The organism is Streptomyces sp. CRN 30 (genome assembly GCF_034105845.1).
Map to the genome: position 1 here is coordinate 1 of NZ_JAVRHI010000282.1, position 14693 is coordinate 14693.

At 74.0% G+C, this 14693-nt stretch carries 14 protein-coding genes; 6 read left to right on the top strand and 8 right to left on the bottom strand.

Translation table 11 applies throughout. The features are described from left to right. Positions 1-87 precede the first annotated feature (87 nt). A complete protein-coding gene (locus UW392_RS30170) occupies positions 88-1179 on the top strand; it encodes a sensor histidine kinase (protein ID WP_320778331.1) in 1092 nt (363 codons plus the stop codon). Here the strand turns inward: UW392_RS30170 and UW392_RS30175 are convergent. From UW392_RS30175 to UW392_RS30200, 6 genes are all read right to left on the bottom strand, one after another. After that, entirely contained in the window at positions 1173-1400 is a 228-nt protein-coding gene (locus tag UW392_RS30175; RefSeq protein ID WP_320778319.1) for a formate dehydrogenase subunit delta, read from the bottom strand. The genes UW392_RS30170 and UW392_RS30175 overlap by 7 nt on opposite strands. Further along, entirely contained in the window at positions 1397-4165 is a 2769-nt protein-coding gene (gene fdhF, locus UW392_RS30180) for a formate dehydrogenase subunit alpha (RefSeq protein WP_320778320.1), read from the bottom strand. Before fdhF ends, UW392_RS30175 begins: the two co-directional genes overlap by 4 nt. A 16-nt stretch (positions 4166-4181) precedes the next feature. Further along, the gene (locus UW392_RS30185; protein ID WP_320778321.1) at positions 4182-5798 is read right to left on the bottom strand and encodes a formate dehydrogenase beta subunit; all 1617 of its coding nucleotides are present in this window, start codon (positions 5796-5798) and stop codon (positions 4182-4184) included. Continuing rightward, positions 5795-6301: a formate dehydrogenase subunit gamma gene (locus UW392_RS30190; RefSeq protein WP_320778322.1), complete on the bottom strand. Its 507-nt coding sequence runs from the start codon at positions 6299-6301 to the stop codon at positions 5795-5797. Before UW392_RS30190 ends, UW392_RS30185 begins: the two co-directional genes overlap by 4 nt. Before the next feature lie 119 nt (positions 6302-6420). After that, positions 6421-7374, bottom strand: a complete 954-nt coding sequence (locus UW392_RS30195; protein WP_320778323.1) for a LysR family transcriptional regulator — start codon at positions 7372-7374, stop codon at positions 6421-6423. A gap of 316 nt (positions 7375-7690) precedes the next feature. Further along, entirely contained in the window at positions 7691-8926 is a 1236-nt protein-coding gene (locus UW392_RS30200; RefSeq protein ID WP_320778324.1) for a peptidoglycan recognition protein, read from the bottom strand. A 277-nt stretch (positions 8927-9203) separates the two neighbouring features. Here UW392_RS30200 and UW392_RS30205 point away from each other — a divergent pair, with 277 nt between their 5' ends. Next, the gene (locus UW392_RS30205; RefSeq protein ID WP_414496719.1) at positions 9204-9671 is read left to right on the top strand and encodes a hypothetical protein; all 468 of its coding nucleotides are present in this window, start codon (positions 9204-9206) and stop codon (positions 9669-9671) included. Between the two features lie 31 nt (positions 9672-9702). Here UW392_RS30205 and UW392_RS30210 read toward each other — a convergent pair whose 3' ends face one another. After that, on the bottom strand, positions 9703-10128 hold the full coding sequence (locus UW392_RS30210; protein WP_320778325.1) for a hypothetical protein: 426 nt from the start codon (positions 10126-10128) through the stop codon (positions 9703-9705). A 385-nt stretch (positions 10129-10513) separates the two neighbouring features. On the opposite strand from UW392_RS30210, the gene UW392_RS30215 reads away from it, so the two are divergent. The 4 genes from UW392_RS30215 (at position 10514) to UW392_RS30230 (ending at position 13658) form a co-directional block, all read left to right on the top strand. Continuing rightward, entirely contained in the window at positions 10514-10999 is a 486-nt protein-coding gene (locus UW392_RS30215; protein WP_320778326.1) for a cation:proton antiporter regulatory subunit, read from the top strand. Between the two features lie 8 nt (positions 11000-11007). Then, positions 11008-12213 (top strand): cation:proton antiporter, encoded by a 1206-nt coding sequence (locus UW392_RS30220; protein WP_320778327.1) that lies wholly within the window; start codon positions 11008-11010, stop codon positions 12211-12213. Positions 12214-12282: 69 nt separating this feature from the next. Next, positions 12283-13161: a polysaccharide pyruvyl transferase family protein gene (locus tag UW392_RS30225; RefSeq protein ID WP_320778328.1), complete on the top strand. Its 879-nt coding sequence runs from the start codon at positions 12283-12285 to the stop codon at positions 13159-13161. A gap of 110 nt (positions 13162-13271) precedes the next feature. Beyond that, positions 13272-13658 (top strand): hypothetical protein, encoded by a 387-nt coding sequence (locus UW392_RS30230; protein ID WP_320778329.1) that lies wholly within the window; start codon positions 13272-13274, stop codon positions 13656-13658. A 4-nt stretch (positions 13659-13662) separates the two neighbouring features. Here the strand turns inward: UW392_RS30230 and UW392_RS30235 are convergent, their stop codons facing one another. Continuing rightward, complete coding sequence (locus tag UW392_RS30235) at positions 13663-14559, bottom strand: glycosyltransferase family 2 protein (protein ID WP_320778330.1); 897 nt, start codon at positions 14557-14559, stop codon at positions 13663-13665. Positions 14560-14693: the final 134 nt, after the last annotated feature.

Below are 14693 nucleotides of genomic sequence, written 5' to 3' on the forward strand. Positions count from 1 at the left end.
GACACCCCGCGCCCGGACGGGCAGCCGCCGGACGTGCCCCGTGCGGCGCCGCCCCGGCGCCCGCCCGGCCGGCACCTGCCCGCCCCGCTGATCGACGCCGCCCTCGTACTCGCCGCCCTGGTGGACGTACGGGTCAATGTCTCCCCCGACTACGAACAGGGCATGGCCTGCGCCCTGCTCGCCGCCCTCGTCCTGCCGCTGCGCCGCCACCTCCCCCTGGCGGCCTTCCTCCTCACCATCCCCTCGGCCCTGTTCACCGACGCGGTGTTCGCCCCGCTGGCCGCCCTGTACACGCTGTCCTCGCTCGACCACCGCCGTTCCCTGCTGGCACTCTGCGGCCTGCTGTACGCGGTCAGCGACTTCCTGCCGTGGCGGTGGTGGGAGCTGCGGGCCGACAGCTTCGCCGCCGATGATCTCGGCATCGCTCCGGTCGCCTACAGCGTGGCGTGGGCCACCGCCCCGGTCTTCCTCGGCCAGCTCGTCCAGGCCAGACGTGAACTGTCGCTGCGGCTTGCCGAGATCTCCGAGGCCCGCGAGCACGAACGGCTGCTCACCGCCCAGAGCGTGCTGTCCAGTGAACGCGCCCAGCTGGCCCGCGAGATGCACGACGTGGTCGCCCACCAGGTGAGCCTGATCGCCGTGCAGGCCGGAGCGCTCCAGGTGGGCACCCGGGACGAGGAGACCCGGCAGGCCGCGGCGACCATCCGGCGCCTCAGCGTGCAGACCCTGGAGGAACTGCGGCACATGGTGAGCGTGCTGCGCGCCGCCGGCAGCCGTCCCACCGAGCTCACGCCCCAGCCGTCCCTGGCCGACCTGCGGCGCCTGGTCGACACCAGCGGCATCGAGGCGGAGCTCCGTGCCGACCTGCCCGGCACGCTGCCGCCGCCCGTCCAGCGCGCCGTCTACCGCACCGTCCAGGAGGCCCTGACCAACGTCCGCAAGCACGCGCCCGGGGCCACCGCCACGATCGGTCTGCGCCGCGAGGGCGGCACGGTGCGCGTCACCGTCACCAACACGGCCCCGACCCGCCCCGCGCTCCCCCTCCCCGGCGCCCACCACGGTCTCATCGGGCTGCGCCAGCGCGCCGAGCTCCTCGGCGGCACCGTGACCACGGGGCCCACCGCGGACGGCGGGTACGAGTTGCGCCTGGAGCTGCCGACGGACGCCGGACGTCAGTGACGCGGCGGCAGCAGCGCGGCCACCGCCCTGATCAGCGGGTCGAGGCCGGGACGGCCGGCCTCGGCGTCCGCGACGAGCAGGGCGCGCATCCGGGGGTCCCAGAACGCCCGGATGTGCGCGGCGATCTCCTCGGCGGCCGCGGCGGGGTCGCGGTGCCGGAACTGGGCGGCGATCTCGTTGGCCAGCCGGACGTGGGCGGGCGTGGGCGCCGTGGTGGTCATGGGCGCGCTCCGACCTGCGTCACCTGCACCGCGGTGACCTTGTACTCGGGGCAGTTGGTCGCCCAGTCCGAGTGCTCGGTGGTCACCACGTTGGCTCCGGTCGCCGGGTGGTGGAACGTCGTGTAGACGACGCCCACCGGCATCCGGTCGTCGATCCTCGCCTTGAGGCTGGTCTCGCCGACCCGGCTGGCCAGCGCGACCGTGTCCCCGTCGCGGATGCCGCGCACCTCGGCGTCGTGCGGGTGCAGTTCGAGGACGTCCTCCGGGTGCCAGGCGACGTTGCCCGTACGGCGGGTCTGGGCGCCCACGTTGTACTGGGACAGGATGCGGCCGGTGGTGAGGATGAGCGGGTACTTGCGGGTGCTGCGCTCCTCGGTCGGCACGTACACCGTCTCCACGAACCGCCCCTTGCCGCGCACGAACCCGTCCACGTGCAGGAGCGGGGTGCCGTCGGGCGCCGCGTCGTTGCACGGCCACTGGATGCTGCCGACCCGGTCGAGCCGGTCGAAGGACACCCCGGCGAAGGTCGGCGTGGTCAGGGCGATCTCGTCCATGATCTGCGCGGCGTCGTCCCACTTCATCGGGTAGCCCATGGCCTGCGCGAGCTCGCAGACGATCTGCCACTCGTGCTTCCCGGTCTTCGGTGCCATCACGGGCCGCACCCGGTTGATGCGGCGCTCGGCGTTGGTGAAGGTGCCGTCCTTCTCCAGGAACGAGGTGCCGGGCAGGAACACGTGCGCGAACTTGGACGTCTCGTTCAGGAACAGGTCCTGGACGACGACCAGTTCCATCGCCGACAGGGCCGCCGTGACGTGCCGCGTGTTGGGGTCGGACTGGGCGATGTCCTCGCCGTGCACGAACAGCGCCCGGAAGGAGCCGTCGATCGCCGAGTCGAACATGTTGGGGATGCGCAGGCCCGGCTCGGCGAGGACGGTCCGGCCCCAGAGGGTTTCGAAGACCGTACGCACCGCGTCGTCCGAGACGTGTCGGTAGCCGGGCAGTTCGTGTGGGAAGGAGCCCATGTCGCAGGAGCCCTGGACGTTGTTCTGGCCGCGCAGGGGGTTCACGCCGACGCCCTCGCGGCCGATGTTGCCGGTGGCCATGGCGAGGTTGGCCATGCCCATCACCATGGTCGAGCCCTGGCTGTGCTCGGTGACGCCGAGGCCGTAGTAGATGGCCGCGTTGGGGGCGGTGGCGTAGAGGCGGGCGGCGGCGCGCACTTCCTCCGCCGGTACGCCGGTGATGTCGGCGACCGCTTCCGGGCTGTGCTCCGGCCGGGCGATGAACCGCTCCCAGGTCTCGAAGTCCTCACACCGGTCGTCCACGAACGCGCGGTCGACCAGCCCTTCGGTGACGACCACGTGCGCGAGCGCGTTGACGAGGGCGACGTTCGTGCCGGGGGCCAGCGGGAGGTGGTGGGCGGCCTCGATGTGCGGGGAGCGGACGAGGTCGATGCGGCGCGGGTCGGCGACGATGATCCGGGCGCCCTCGCGCAGCCGGCGTTTCATCCGGGAGGCGAACACCGGGTGCGCGTCGGTCGGGTTGGCGCCGATGAGCAGGATGACATCGGCCTTGGCCACGGACTTGAAGTCCTGGGTGCCCGCGGACGTGCCGTACGTCTGCTTCAGGCCGTAGCCGGTGGGCGAGTGGCAGACGCGGGCGCAGGTGTCGACGTTGTTGTTGCCGAAGGCGGCGCGGACCATCTTCTGGACCGCGTACACCTCCTCGTTGGTGCAGCGGGAGGAGGTGATGCCGCCGATGGCGCCGGTGCCGTGCGCCGCCTGGATCTCCAGCAGGCGGCGGGCCGTGTACCCGATGGCCTCCTGCCACTCCACCTCCCGCCACGGGTCGGTGATCCTCTCGCGCAGCATCGGCTTGAGCTGCCGGTCCGGGTGGGAGGCGTAGCCGAAGGCGAAGCGGCCCTTGACGCAGGAGTGGCCCTCGTTGGCGCCGCCGTCCTTGTACGGGACCATGCGGACGACCTCGTCGCCGCGCAGTTCGGCCTTGAAGGAGCAGCCGACGCCGCAGTACGCGCAGGTGGTGATCACGCTGCGGGTGGGCATGCCGAGCTCGACGACCGACTTCTCCTGGAGCGTGGAGGTCGGGCATGCCTGGACACAGGCGCCGCAGGAGACGCAGTCGGACTCCATGAAGCTGCCGCCCGCGCCCGCCGCGACCTTGGAGGCGAAGCCCCGGCCCTCGATGGTGAGGGCGAAGGTGCCCTGGACCTCGCCGCAGGCGCGCACGCAGCGGGAGCAGGAGATGCACTTGCTCGCGTCGAAGTCGAAGTAGGGGTTGGAGCTGTCGGTGGGTTCGGCGAGGTGGTTCTCGCCGTCGAAGCCGTAGCGGACCTCGCGCAGCCCGACGACGCCCGCCATGTCCTGGAGCTCGCAGTCGCCGTTGGCGGGGCAGGTCAGGCAGTCCAGCGGGTGGTCGGAGATGTACAGCTCCATCACGCCGCGCCGCAGCTTGGCCAGCTTCTCCGTCTGGGTGCGGACCTTCATGCCGGGGGCGACGGGGGTGGTGCAGGAGGCCGGGGTGCCCTTGCGGCCGTCGACGTCGACCAGGCAGAGGCGGCAGGAGCCGAAGGGTTCGAGGCTGTCGGTGGCGCAGAGCCTGGGGATGTCGATGCCGGCCTCGGCGGCGGCGCGCAGCACGGAGGTGCCCTCGGGGACGAGGACCTCCTTGCCGTCGATCTCCACGGCGACGCTCGGTTCGCCGGAGCGGGCCGGGGTGCCGAGGTCGGGCTCCTTGATCAGGCTCATCGCCGTGCCTCCGTCGTCATCGCCGTGCCTCCGTCGTCGTGGTGAGGTCCGTCGTCGCGAGGTCGGTCGTGGTGGGCGGTTCGGCCGCGGGCCGCTCGCCGAAGTCCGCGGGGAAGTGCTCCAGCGCGCTCTTGACCGGCATCGGGGTGAGCCCGCCCATCGCGCACAGCGAGCCCTCGGTCATCAGGTCGCACAGGTCGTTCAGGAGCGTGAGGTTGGCGCGGCGGTCGATGCCCGCGGTGATCCGGTCGATGACCTCGACGCCCCGTACCGCGCCGACCCGGCAGGGCGTGCACTTGCCGCAGGACTCGGCGGCGCAGAACTCCATGGCGAACCGGGCCTGCCCCGCCATGTCCACGGTGTCGTCGAAGACGACCACTCCCCCGTGCCCGACCATGGCGCCCGCCGCCGCGAACGCCTCGTAGTCCATGGGGAGGTGGAAGCGCGAGGTGGGCAGGTACGCGCCGAGCGGCCCGCCCACCTGCACGGCCCGCACCGGGCGCCCGGACCGCGTGCCGCCGCCGTAGCCCTCGACCAGTTCGCCGAGCGTGATGCCGAACGCGGTCTCGACGATGCCGCCGCGCGCGACGTTCCCGCCGAGCTGGAAGACCTGGGTGCCGCGCGAGCGGCCGGTGCCGAGGCCGGCGAGGGCCGCCGCGCCGTCGGCGAGGACCATGGGGACGGAGCCGAGGGTGAGGACGTTGTTCACGACGGTCGGCTTCCCGAACAGGCCCTCCAGCGCGGGGATCGGCGGTTTCGCGCGTACCGTGCCGCGCTTGCCCTCCAGGCTCTCCAGCATGGACGTCTCCTCGCCGCAGATGTACGCCCCCGCCCCGACCCGTACGTGCAGGTCGAAGCGGTGGTCCGAGCCGAGGACACCCTCGCCGAGCCAGCCGCGCGCGTACGCCGTCGTGAGCGCGGCGCGCAGGGTGGCCACCGCGTCCGGGTACTCGGAGCGGACGTACACGTACCCCTCGGTGGCACCGACCGCGCGGGCGGCGATCGTCATGCCCTCGATGAGGGTGAAGGGGTCGCCCTCCATCAGCATGCGGTCGGCGAAGGTGCCGCTGTCGCCCTCGTCGGCGTTGCAGCAGACGAACTTGAGGGCGGAGTCGGCCTGTTGGACCGTCTTCCACTTGATCCCGGCGGGGAAGCCGGCGCCGCCCCGGCCACGCAGGCCGGAGTCCGTCACCTCGGTGACGATCTCCTCGGGGCTCAAGCGCAGGGCCCTGCGCAGGCCGCGCAGGCCGCCGTGGGCGAGGAAGTCGTCGGGGTCGAGCGGGTCGGTGACGCCGACGCGGGTGAAGGTGACGCGGTGCTGGGTGCGGAGCCAGTCGAGGCCGTCGGTGGGGCCGAGGTGCAGGGGGTGGCCCGGGCGGGCGTCGAACAGCCCGGCGGCCACCAGCGCGTCGACGTCCTCGGGGGCGACCGGGCCGTACGCCACCCGCCCGCTCCCGGTGTCGACCTCCACCAGCGGCTCCCGCCACAGCATGCCGCGGGAGCCGTTGCGGACCAGGCGGATCGCGTCTCCGGCAGCGGTGGCCGCCGTCACGATCCGGTCAGCGACCTCGTCGGCGCCCACGCTGCGGGCGGCCGAGTCGCGGGGCACGTACACCGTCACGGGGCCGCTCATGCGTCCGCCTCCCGGGGAGCCGATGCCAGCAGGGTGTCCAGCCGCTCGGGGGTGACCCGGCCGTGCAGGCGGCCGTCGATCTCCACGGCGGGTCCGGTGGCGCAGTTGCCCAGGCAGAAGACCTGGTCGAGGGTGACGGCACCGTCGGGTGTGGTCTCGCCGAGCGCGATGCCGAGGCGGGACCGCGCGTGGTCCGCGAGCGTGGCCGCGTCCACCGCCTGGCAGGCCTCGGCGCGGCAGACGCGTACCGTCGTGCGGCCGGGCGGGGTCTGCCGGAAGTCCTCGTAGAAGGTGATGACGCCGTACACGTCGGCGCGGGACAGGTTCAGTTCGTCGGCCAGGACGGGGATGACGGCCGGGTCGACGTACCCCATCTCCTCCTTGACCGCGTGCAGGACGGGCAGCAGGGCTCCGCGGGCGTCGCGGTGCTCCGCGACGATCGCGCGCACCCGTTGCGCACGCTCCGGGTTCCCCTCCGGTTCCGGCTCTGGCGACGCTGCCACGACCAGCCCTTCTCGTCGCACGACAGGACACAGGGACGAGGTCACTGTCCTGCCGCTCCCGGGGCTGCTCCAAGAGCGCGTCCGAACGTTGTTGGCTATGGGGTGTTAGGCGCCGTCTATCAGCCGTCGTCCGTCGCGGGTGCCTGTCTGCGCAGACTGTCGCGCAGGACTCCGTCCAGCTCGCCGGCGACGTCCACCCGGTGGGCCACGTCGACCAGGGCGCGCACCAGGCTGAGCGCGGGGTCGCGGTCGGCGAGCACGAGGCCGACGTGGTAGCTGCGGGCGGGCCGTTCCATGGGCACGAGCCGCATGCCGTCGGGGACGCCGAAGAGGCCGAGCCAGGCGTGTGCGATGACACTGGACCAGCGCCGGGTGCCGAGGTGGGCGTAGAGGGCGGAGACGGTGTCGGTCTCGATGACGGCGGCGACGGCACCGACCCCGGCGTCGGCGAAACAGCGGTCCAGTATCCGGCGGTTCTGCATCTGCGGGGTCAGCAGGCAGAGCGGCAGCCGGGCCGCGTCCGCCCAGCCGGCGCGCGGCCGGTGCGCCAGTTCCCCGTCCGCCGGGGTCAGTAAGAGGTGCCGTTCGCGGTAGAGCGGGACCGTGCGGACGCTGCCGAGCGGCTCGCCGTCCACATAGCTGAGGCCCACGTCGAGGTCGTACTCGGCGAGCCGGTGCACCATCTCCCGGGAGGACGTCGACTCCAGCGAGATGCGCACCTGCGGGTGCCGGTCGAGGAACGGCATGGTCAGCAGCTGTGCGGCGGTGAGCGCGGTGGGGATGGCGCCGATGCGCAGGACACCGGTCGGCCCGCCGTCCATGGCCGCGACGTCGTCGCGCAGGGCGTCGCGCTCGGCGAGGATGCGGCGGGCCCACATCACCACCCGCTCGCCCTCGGGGGTGAAGCCCTCGAAGCGCCTGCCGCGCCGCACGATCATGACCTTGAGCTCGCGTTCCAGTGTCCTGATGCCCGCGGAGAGGGAGGGCTGGGAGACGTGGCAGGCCTCGGCGGCCCGTGCGAAGTGGCGCGTCCGGGCGAGGGCGGTCAGGTATTCGAGTTGTCTGAGCAGCACCGTGGCCCCTCCCAGGTGTTCCCTCCGCGTACCGTCGAAGGGTGACCTACCCAGGGACGGGGCCGGGCGTTCGGGAGACGGGCCGGTCGTCCGGGAAGCGCCCTAGGGCCTGTTGCGAAAGTCCCGCCTGCCGGGCGACGCCATGCACGCTCCCCCACCCTCGGCTTCGCTCGGGCGGGAGGGGCCCCCACCGCCGCACCGGACCCAGACCCGAGTACATCCAGTACGAGGGTCTGGGCCCGGCACGGCGAGAGCACGCACCTGACGCCGCCCGGCCCGCCCCTTCGGGCGGACGACGGGACTTTCGCAACAGGCCCTAGGGGAGCACGACGTCGGCCGCCTTGCCCGCCGCCCAGGAGCGGATCGTGGGCAGCTGCGCGTAGAGGGCGTCGCCCGGGCACTGGGTGTTGTAGCCGTCGCGGTGGCCGTGGATCACCGGGAAGGACAGTTCGTCGCCCTTGGCCCACGACTTCCCGGCGTAGTTCTTGCCGTCCGCCCCCGCGGTGAGGGTCGCCGTGCCGGCCGGGTCGACGCCGCCCAGGCCCAGCTTCCACCCCGCGAGCCGGGCGAGCGCGGCCGACGCCTCCTGGGGCGGAGCGGTCTCGGTATGGGTGCCGAGGACGGCGATGCCGGTGGTCTCGGAGTTGAAGCCGTAGGCGTGCGCGCCCAGCACCGGCCGGTCCACGCCGCCCTTGCGGCCCTCGTAGAGCGTGCCGCACTTGTCGACGAGGAAGTTGTAGCCGATGTCCTTCCAGCCCAGTTGCTGGACGTGGTACGCGTAGACGCCGCGGATGACGGCCGGGGCCTCGGCACACGTGTAGTCGTTGGAGTCCACCGTGTGGTGGACGACGGCCGCCTCGACCTTCCCGCCGGGCAGGTAGGCCGGGTCCTCGGGGCTGATCGACTCGTCCGCGCCCCAGCCGGCGCGGGGGGTGATCGGCGGTGGCTCGGCGGCCGGCCCGCCCGGCGGAAAGGCCGAGGCCGTGGGTCCGGCCGCCGGCCGGGGGACCGGCGGTACGGCCGGCGGCGGGTCCGGTGCCGCGGCCGGTACGGATGCCGCGGGGGCGCCCGGCACCGTGCCGCCCGGGTCGATCATGACCAGCCGGAGGCCGGCGGGCAGTGGTGCGGTGCCCTCCCCGTCCACCCGCACCTCGACCCCGTCGGACGGTCCCACCCACAGGGGGTCGGTGCCGCCACGGGCCGCGCCCTCCTCGCCCGGCCCGCTGTCGCCGTCCAGCGTGTGCCAGGGCGACCACGTCCGGTCGGCCACGGACCGGGCACGGACCTCCACCGCGCCGGCCACCCTGGCCGAGGGCTGTGCCCAGGTGACGCCGAGCACGCTGAAGGAGGCGGTGTCACGGCTGCCGAGCACGGCCGAACTGCCGTCCGCCGCGGTGGTCAGGGCGAGGGTGCGGCTGTGGGTCGTGACCGGATCGGCCCCGCCGTCGTCCCGGGCGAACCCGGCGGGCCGTCCGGTGACTCCCTGGGCCGTGAGGACCCCCGCGCCCACCGCGACCACCACGGCCGTACTCCACCACCGACGAGATCTCATCCGTGCGAACTTCCTTGCCTGTGCGCGTAGGGGGACGGGAGGAGCGGGAGGGCCGGGAGGGACAGTGAGGCCTCACCCACGGTGCGCGATCGAGTACATTCTGCCGCGTATCCGGCATTCTCAGCATTTCGTACGACGCGGGCGGCAGCGTCCGCAGGCAACCTTCGTCCGACGGCAGCCGTCTTCGCTCCCGGGCACGGACCCCCGGGGCGCGAGCGCGAGAACGCCCGGGGCGACAGCGCCAGGCAGGCATCGAGGGGAAGAAGAAACGGGGGCAGTGACCATGCAGCAGCCGGGCGGCGGCGAGGACGGCCGGGACGGCGCGTCCGCGATACCGGACGGGACCTGGCAGCGGTTCGCCGAGGACAGCGAGCACGCCATCCTGCGCTCCGCCGCACCCCGGGAGCCCTCCGCCAGGGAACGCGCCGGCCTGCGGGATCCCTGGCCGCCGGAGACGGACGCGGACGTGGACACGGACGCGGACGCGGACGCGGACGCGGACGCGGTCGGCGAACTGTGGCAGCCGGAGGACCGGTGGGCCCGCCCCGCCCGGCGGACCCCGGACGGCCGGACGGGACGCCGCCGCACGGGGCGGGTGCTGGGCACGGCCGCGGCGGTCGCGGTACTGCTGGTGCTCCTGGACCGCCCGCCCTCCGGCCCGGCCGGCCCGTACGGCGGGCAGACCGACGCCGTCACGCAGCAGGACGCCGGCCCGCGGCGGCCGGAGCCCGTCCCGGAGGACTGACCCACGGCCACCGGTCCCCAGCCGTCCGCCCTCAGCCGGGGAGGCCGCCGTCCGCCGGTCCGTGCGGAGTGATGCGGCGGTAGGCGGCGCGGGCGTTCACCACGCGGGCCACGGCGGTGCCGACGAGGGCCGCCGCGCACAGGCAGCCCAGCCAGAACGAGTCACGGGGAGCGGTCCAGGTCAGACTGCCCAGGGGCGGTACGCCGAGGCCGTTGAGGAACAGCCAGCACAGGACGGCGGTGCCGGGCGCCGCGACGAACCGCGCGCACGCGCCCAGCAGCCCGGCCAGCAGGGACAGCGCTATCAGGGCGGGCACCGGCCGGCCGACACCGCCGAGCAGGGCGAAGAGCGCCATCATCACCAGCGCGCCGGCACCCGCGGCGGTCCAGACGAACGGCGTGGCCACGGGCTCGGGAACCGCCCGCGCCCCGCTGCTGAGCCGCACCCACCCGATCACGGCCCCGCCCCCTTCCCGTCCTTCCGCGGCGCCCCCGCACACCGCCGTGCCCCGGCGCCGCGCGCCGTCCGTGAGCGGATTGTCGCATCCGGTCGCGGTACGGCGTCCGGAGCGGTCCCGCCCGCTGCCGGTACGGCGCCCCGGGTGGCCGGAAGCGGAGGGCGGCACGGCGCCCCTGGCGGGCCGGGACCGCTGCCGGTACGGGGTGCGGGCAGCCACGGGACCCGGGACGTCCGACGTCGCGGAGTGGCCGGAACCCCTCCGTCCGGACAGCAGCCCAGGTGGTCCGCACATGTCCTGGATAAGGTGGGTCTTGGATGATATGGACATCTCAGGCGGCCCGTCGACGGCCGCACGGATCCGGCCACCGGCCAGGAGGACGGCCATGGGTACTCCGCGTGTGAGCAGTACGCCCCTGCCGGGCATCGGGATCCGCTACGACCTGGCGACGCGGGAGCGCCACCGCCTCTCCGTGATCGCGCACCGCGACGGGGCGCGGACCCTGAACGCCTACCGCGACGACGATCCGGACGCCTGCTCGCTCTCCGTGCGGCTGACCGCGGGCGAGGCGGCGGCGCTCGTGGACGCGATGGGGCCGGAGCACCACCGTCCGAACCTGCTGTCGACGACCGAGCTGGGCCTGGTGGCCGAGCGCGTGGAGCTGTCCGCCTGCTCCCACTGGAACGGGCGGGTGCTGGGCGAGTCGCAGATCCGCACCCGCACCGGTGCCTCCGTCGTCGCGGTGCTGCGCCGGGCCGAGGCCATCCCCTCCCCCACCCCCGACTTCCGCCTCGCCGGGGGCGACATCCTCATCGTCATCGGCACCCGCGAAGGCGTGCAGGCCGCCGCCGAGGTACTCGGACAGGAGTAGGCCTCCGTATGCACTCCTCCGCCATCTTCCTCATCGAGTTCGGCGCCATCATCCTCGGCCTCGGTCTCCTCGGCCGCTTCGCCGCCCGCTTCCGGCTCTCGCCCATCCCGCTCTACCTGCTGGCCGGGCTCGCCTTCGGCCAGGGCGGCCTCCTGCCACTGGGCACCAGCGAGGAGTTCGTCGCCATCGGCGCCGAGATCGGCGTCGTCCTCCTGCTGCTCATGCTCGGCCTCGAGTACACCGCCACCGACCTGGTCTCCAACCTCAAGACCCAGTACCCGGCCGGTCTCGTCGACGCCGCCCTCAACGCCCTGCCCGGCGCCGCCATGGCCCTCCTGCTCGGCTGGGGTCCGGTCGCCGCCGTCGTCCTCGCCGGCGTCACCTGGATCTCCTCCTCCGGCGTCATCGCCAAGGTGCTGGGCGACCTCGGCCGGATCGGCAACCGCGAGACCCCGGTCATCCTCAGCATCCTGGTCCTCGAAGACCTCTCCATGGCCGTCTACCTGCCCATCGTGACCGCCCTGCTGGCCGGCGCCGGCCTCGCGGCCGGGGGTGTCACCCTGGCCGTAGCCCTCTCCGTCGCCGGGCTGGTGCTGCTCCTCGCCGTCCGCTACGGCCGCCACGTCTCCCGGTTCGTCTCCAGCGACGACCCGGAGAAACTGCTCCTCGTCGTCCTCGGTCTGACCCTCCTCGTCGCGGGCATCGCCCAGCAGCTGCAGGTCTCCGCCGCCGTCGGCGCCTTCCTCGTCGGCATCGCGCTCTCCGGTGAGGTGGCCGAGGGCGCCCACGTCCTGCTCGCCCCGCTGCGCGACCTGTTCGCGGCCGTGTTCTTCGTCTTCTTCGGCCTGAACACCGATCCCGCCAGCATCCCCCCGGTGCTGCCGCCCGCCCTCGCCCTCGCCGTCGTCACGGCCGCCACCAAGATCGTCACCGGTTACTGGGCCGCCCGGCGCGCCGGGATCTCCGCCAAGGGCCGGCTGCGGGCCGGCGGAGCGCTGGTGGCGCGCGGCGAGTTCTCGATCGTCATCGCGGGGCTCGCCGTCACGGCCGGCATCGAGCCCGACCTGGGACCGCTGGCCACCGCGTACGTCCTCGTCCTGGTCGTCCTCGGCCCCCTCACCGCCCGCTACACCGAACCGCTGCTCACCCGCCTCACGGCCCACCGCCACGACCCGGCCCGGGCGCCCGGGGAGCGACCCGGCGTGCGGCACTGACAGCGGTCCCCTCCTGGTCGCATGCGTGCCTGACGAGGGGGAACCCGTGGCGCGGTGCGAAGGATTCTGGTGACCGGGTGGTTCAGTTTCCGGGACGGTGAGGCGACCGCCGGCGACGTGCTCGCGCTGCGCCGGACCGAGGAGGTCCTGGGGCGGGCCGGACTCCCGTACGACGTGGTGTGGAGCGCCGGGTTCCGGCCGGGGCACCTGCATATGGAGCACGTACGGCCCCGGGCGTACTCGCACCTCCTCTTCGTCTGCGGGCCGTTGCACGGCGAGCGGATCGCCGAGCTGCACTGGCGGTTCCGGCACTGCGTGCGGATCGCCGTGGGGGTGTCGGTGATCGACGGGCGCGATCCCGCGGTGACCGGTTTCCACCGGGTGCTCGCGCGGGACACGGCGGGCGACCCGCCGGTGGTGGACCTGGCCGCCCGGGCACCCGCGCGGCCCCTGCCGCCCGTCGTCGGGGTGATCCTCACGCACGGGCAGGGCGAGTACGGGGCGCTGCGGCGGCACGAGTGGGTCGCCGAGGGGGTGGCACGGTGGCTCGGCGGGCGGGACTGCGCACGGGTCGAGCTGGAGACGCGGCTGGACGCGCACGACTGGCGGCTGCCCGGCACACCGGAGCAGCTGGAGTCCGTCCTGGCCCGCCTCGACCTGGTCGTCACCGACCGGCTGCACGGGCTGGTGCTGGGGCTGCGGGCCGGGGTGCCCGTGCTGGCCGTCGACCCGGTGGCGGGCGGCGCGAAGGTGACCGCGCAGGCCCGCGCGTGCGGCTGGCCCGCGCTCGTGGCGGCCGAGGAGCTCGACGCCGAGCGGCTGGAGCGGTGGGCGCGGTGGTGCCTGTCCGAGGGGCGGACGGCCGCCCGGCGCCTGCGCGACGACTTCGGCGCGGACGCCCTGCCCGACAACGCGGACGAGCTGCTCACGGCCCTGGAAGGTGCCTAGGAAGGTGCCTAGGAAGGTGCCTGGGAAGGTGCCTGGCCGAGCGACGTTAGGGCACTCCGCGCGCGGGCACACGGGACGGCGGACATCCCCACGGCCCCGGAGGCAGCACAGTGACGATCGGCCGACTCCCCGACCACGAGCAGCGCATCCTCGATCAGTTGGAGGCCGATCTGCGCCGGGACCGGCGCCTCGACCGCCGGCTGCGCACCCTCCAGCTGAAGCGGCGGCGCCGGCCGAACCTGGCGCCGCTCGCCGCGTACCGGCCGCACCCGGTCACCGTCGCGTTCTCCCTCGCCACGTCGATCATCCTCATGGTGACCGGCATACGCACCTCCGACCCCGGCGTCATCTGGGCCTTCGCCCTCGTCTGGCCGGTGACCCTGTTCATGCTCTTCCGGCTGCTGTGCCGCTGGTCGGAGCCCCAGGAAGCGCGGGAGCCCGGGGCGGGGGACGCCGAGGCGTGGGGACCGCGGCGACGCCACCGCGAGGAACAGTGAGCAGTCACCCCGTGTAGCGCCGTGCCGTCGACCGCCGCTGTGTCTCGTCCAGCAGCCGCAGCCGCCCCTCGATCTCGTGCGGCACCACCCGCCGCTCCCGGACCACCCAGGGCAGTCCCGCCGCCGCCTGCCCGAAGGCCCGCAGCGAGGCGGTGTCCCGGGGCACCGTGCGGGCGAGGTGCAGGGTGCGGCGGGTGGCGGTGCGTACCGGGCGGCGGAGCCAGGTGAACCACAGGGTGTTGCGCAGTCCGTGGGTCCTGCGGAGCGTCGAGTCCCGCAGCAGGGACGGGTGGTGGTGGATCGTCAGGTGGTCGGCGTACGTCAGCCACCAGCCCTTCGTCGCCAGGTCCACCGCGAGCAGCTCCTCCTCGCCGCCCAGCCACAGCCGCGGGTCGAAGCCGCCCGCGGAGCGGAACGCCTCGGTGCGCAGGGACGTGGCGGCGGCCAGGAACGAGCCGAGCGCCGGGCCGGGGAGCCAGGACGGACCGCGCACCGGCGAGTCGCGCAGTTCCGCGACGATGGGGTCCTCGTGGCCGTCCGGTTCGACCACGATGCGCGCCGTCACCGCCACCAGCCGCTCGTGCCGGTCCAGCAGGTCGGCCGCGCCCGCCAGGGAGCCGGGCGCCCACCAGGAGTCGTCGTCGCAGAACGCCGTGTAGGGCGTGCGGACCTGGTGCACGGCCAGGTTGCGGCCGACGGCGCCGAGGTTGCGGCCGGGGCGCAGCAGCGAAACGCCGGGGAAGTGACGGGCGACCGCGTCGGCGGTGCCGTCCGTGGAGCCGTTGTCCGTCACGATCACCGGGGGCTCCTCCGGCAGCCGGGTCAGGCGGTCGAGGGTGCGCAGGAGTTCCGTGCGCCGGTTGTACGTGATGACGACGACGGTCGTGCGGTCATCTCCCATGAGCGGCTCTCCTGATGTCGTCCAGCAGCCGCGCGCCCCGCTCGATGTGCGGCGGCAGGGGCCTGCGGGCGCGCAGCGCGGCCGGGACACGGGCGAGGGCCTCGCCGAGCGCGCCGCGGGCCGTGGGGTCGTGG

Coding starts and splice junctions, on each gene's coding strand:
- UW392_RS30175 (WP_320778319.1), bottom strand. CDS start 1,400: ATGACCACCACGGCGCCCACGCCCGCCCACGTCCGGCTGGCCAACGAG.
- UW392_RS30215 (WP_320778326.1), top strand. CDS start 10,514: ATGGGTACTCCGCGTGTGAGCAGTACGCCCCTGCCGGGCATCGGGATC.
- UW392_RS30185 (WP_320778321.1), bottom strand. CDS start 5,798: ATGAGCGGCCCCGTGACGGTGTACGTGCCCCGCGACTCGGCCGCCCGC.
- UW392_RS30220 (WP_320778327.1), top strand. CDS start 11,008: ATGCACTCCTCCGCCATCTTCCTCATCGAGTTCGGCGCCATCATCCTC.
- UW392_RS30200 (WP_320778324.1), bottom strand. CDS start 8,926: ATGAGATCTCGTCGGTGGTGGAGTACGGCCGTGGTGGTCGCGGTGGGC.
- fdhF (WP_320778320.1), bottom strand. CDS start 4,165: ATGAGCCTGATCAAGGAGCCCGACCTCGGCACCCCGGCCCGCTCCGGC.
- UW392_RS30235 (WP_320778330.1), bottom strand. CDS start 14,559: ATGGGAGATGACCGCACGACCGTCGTCGTCATCACGTACAACCGGCGC.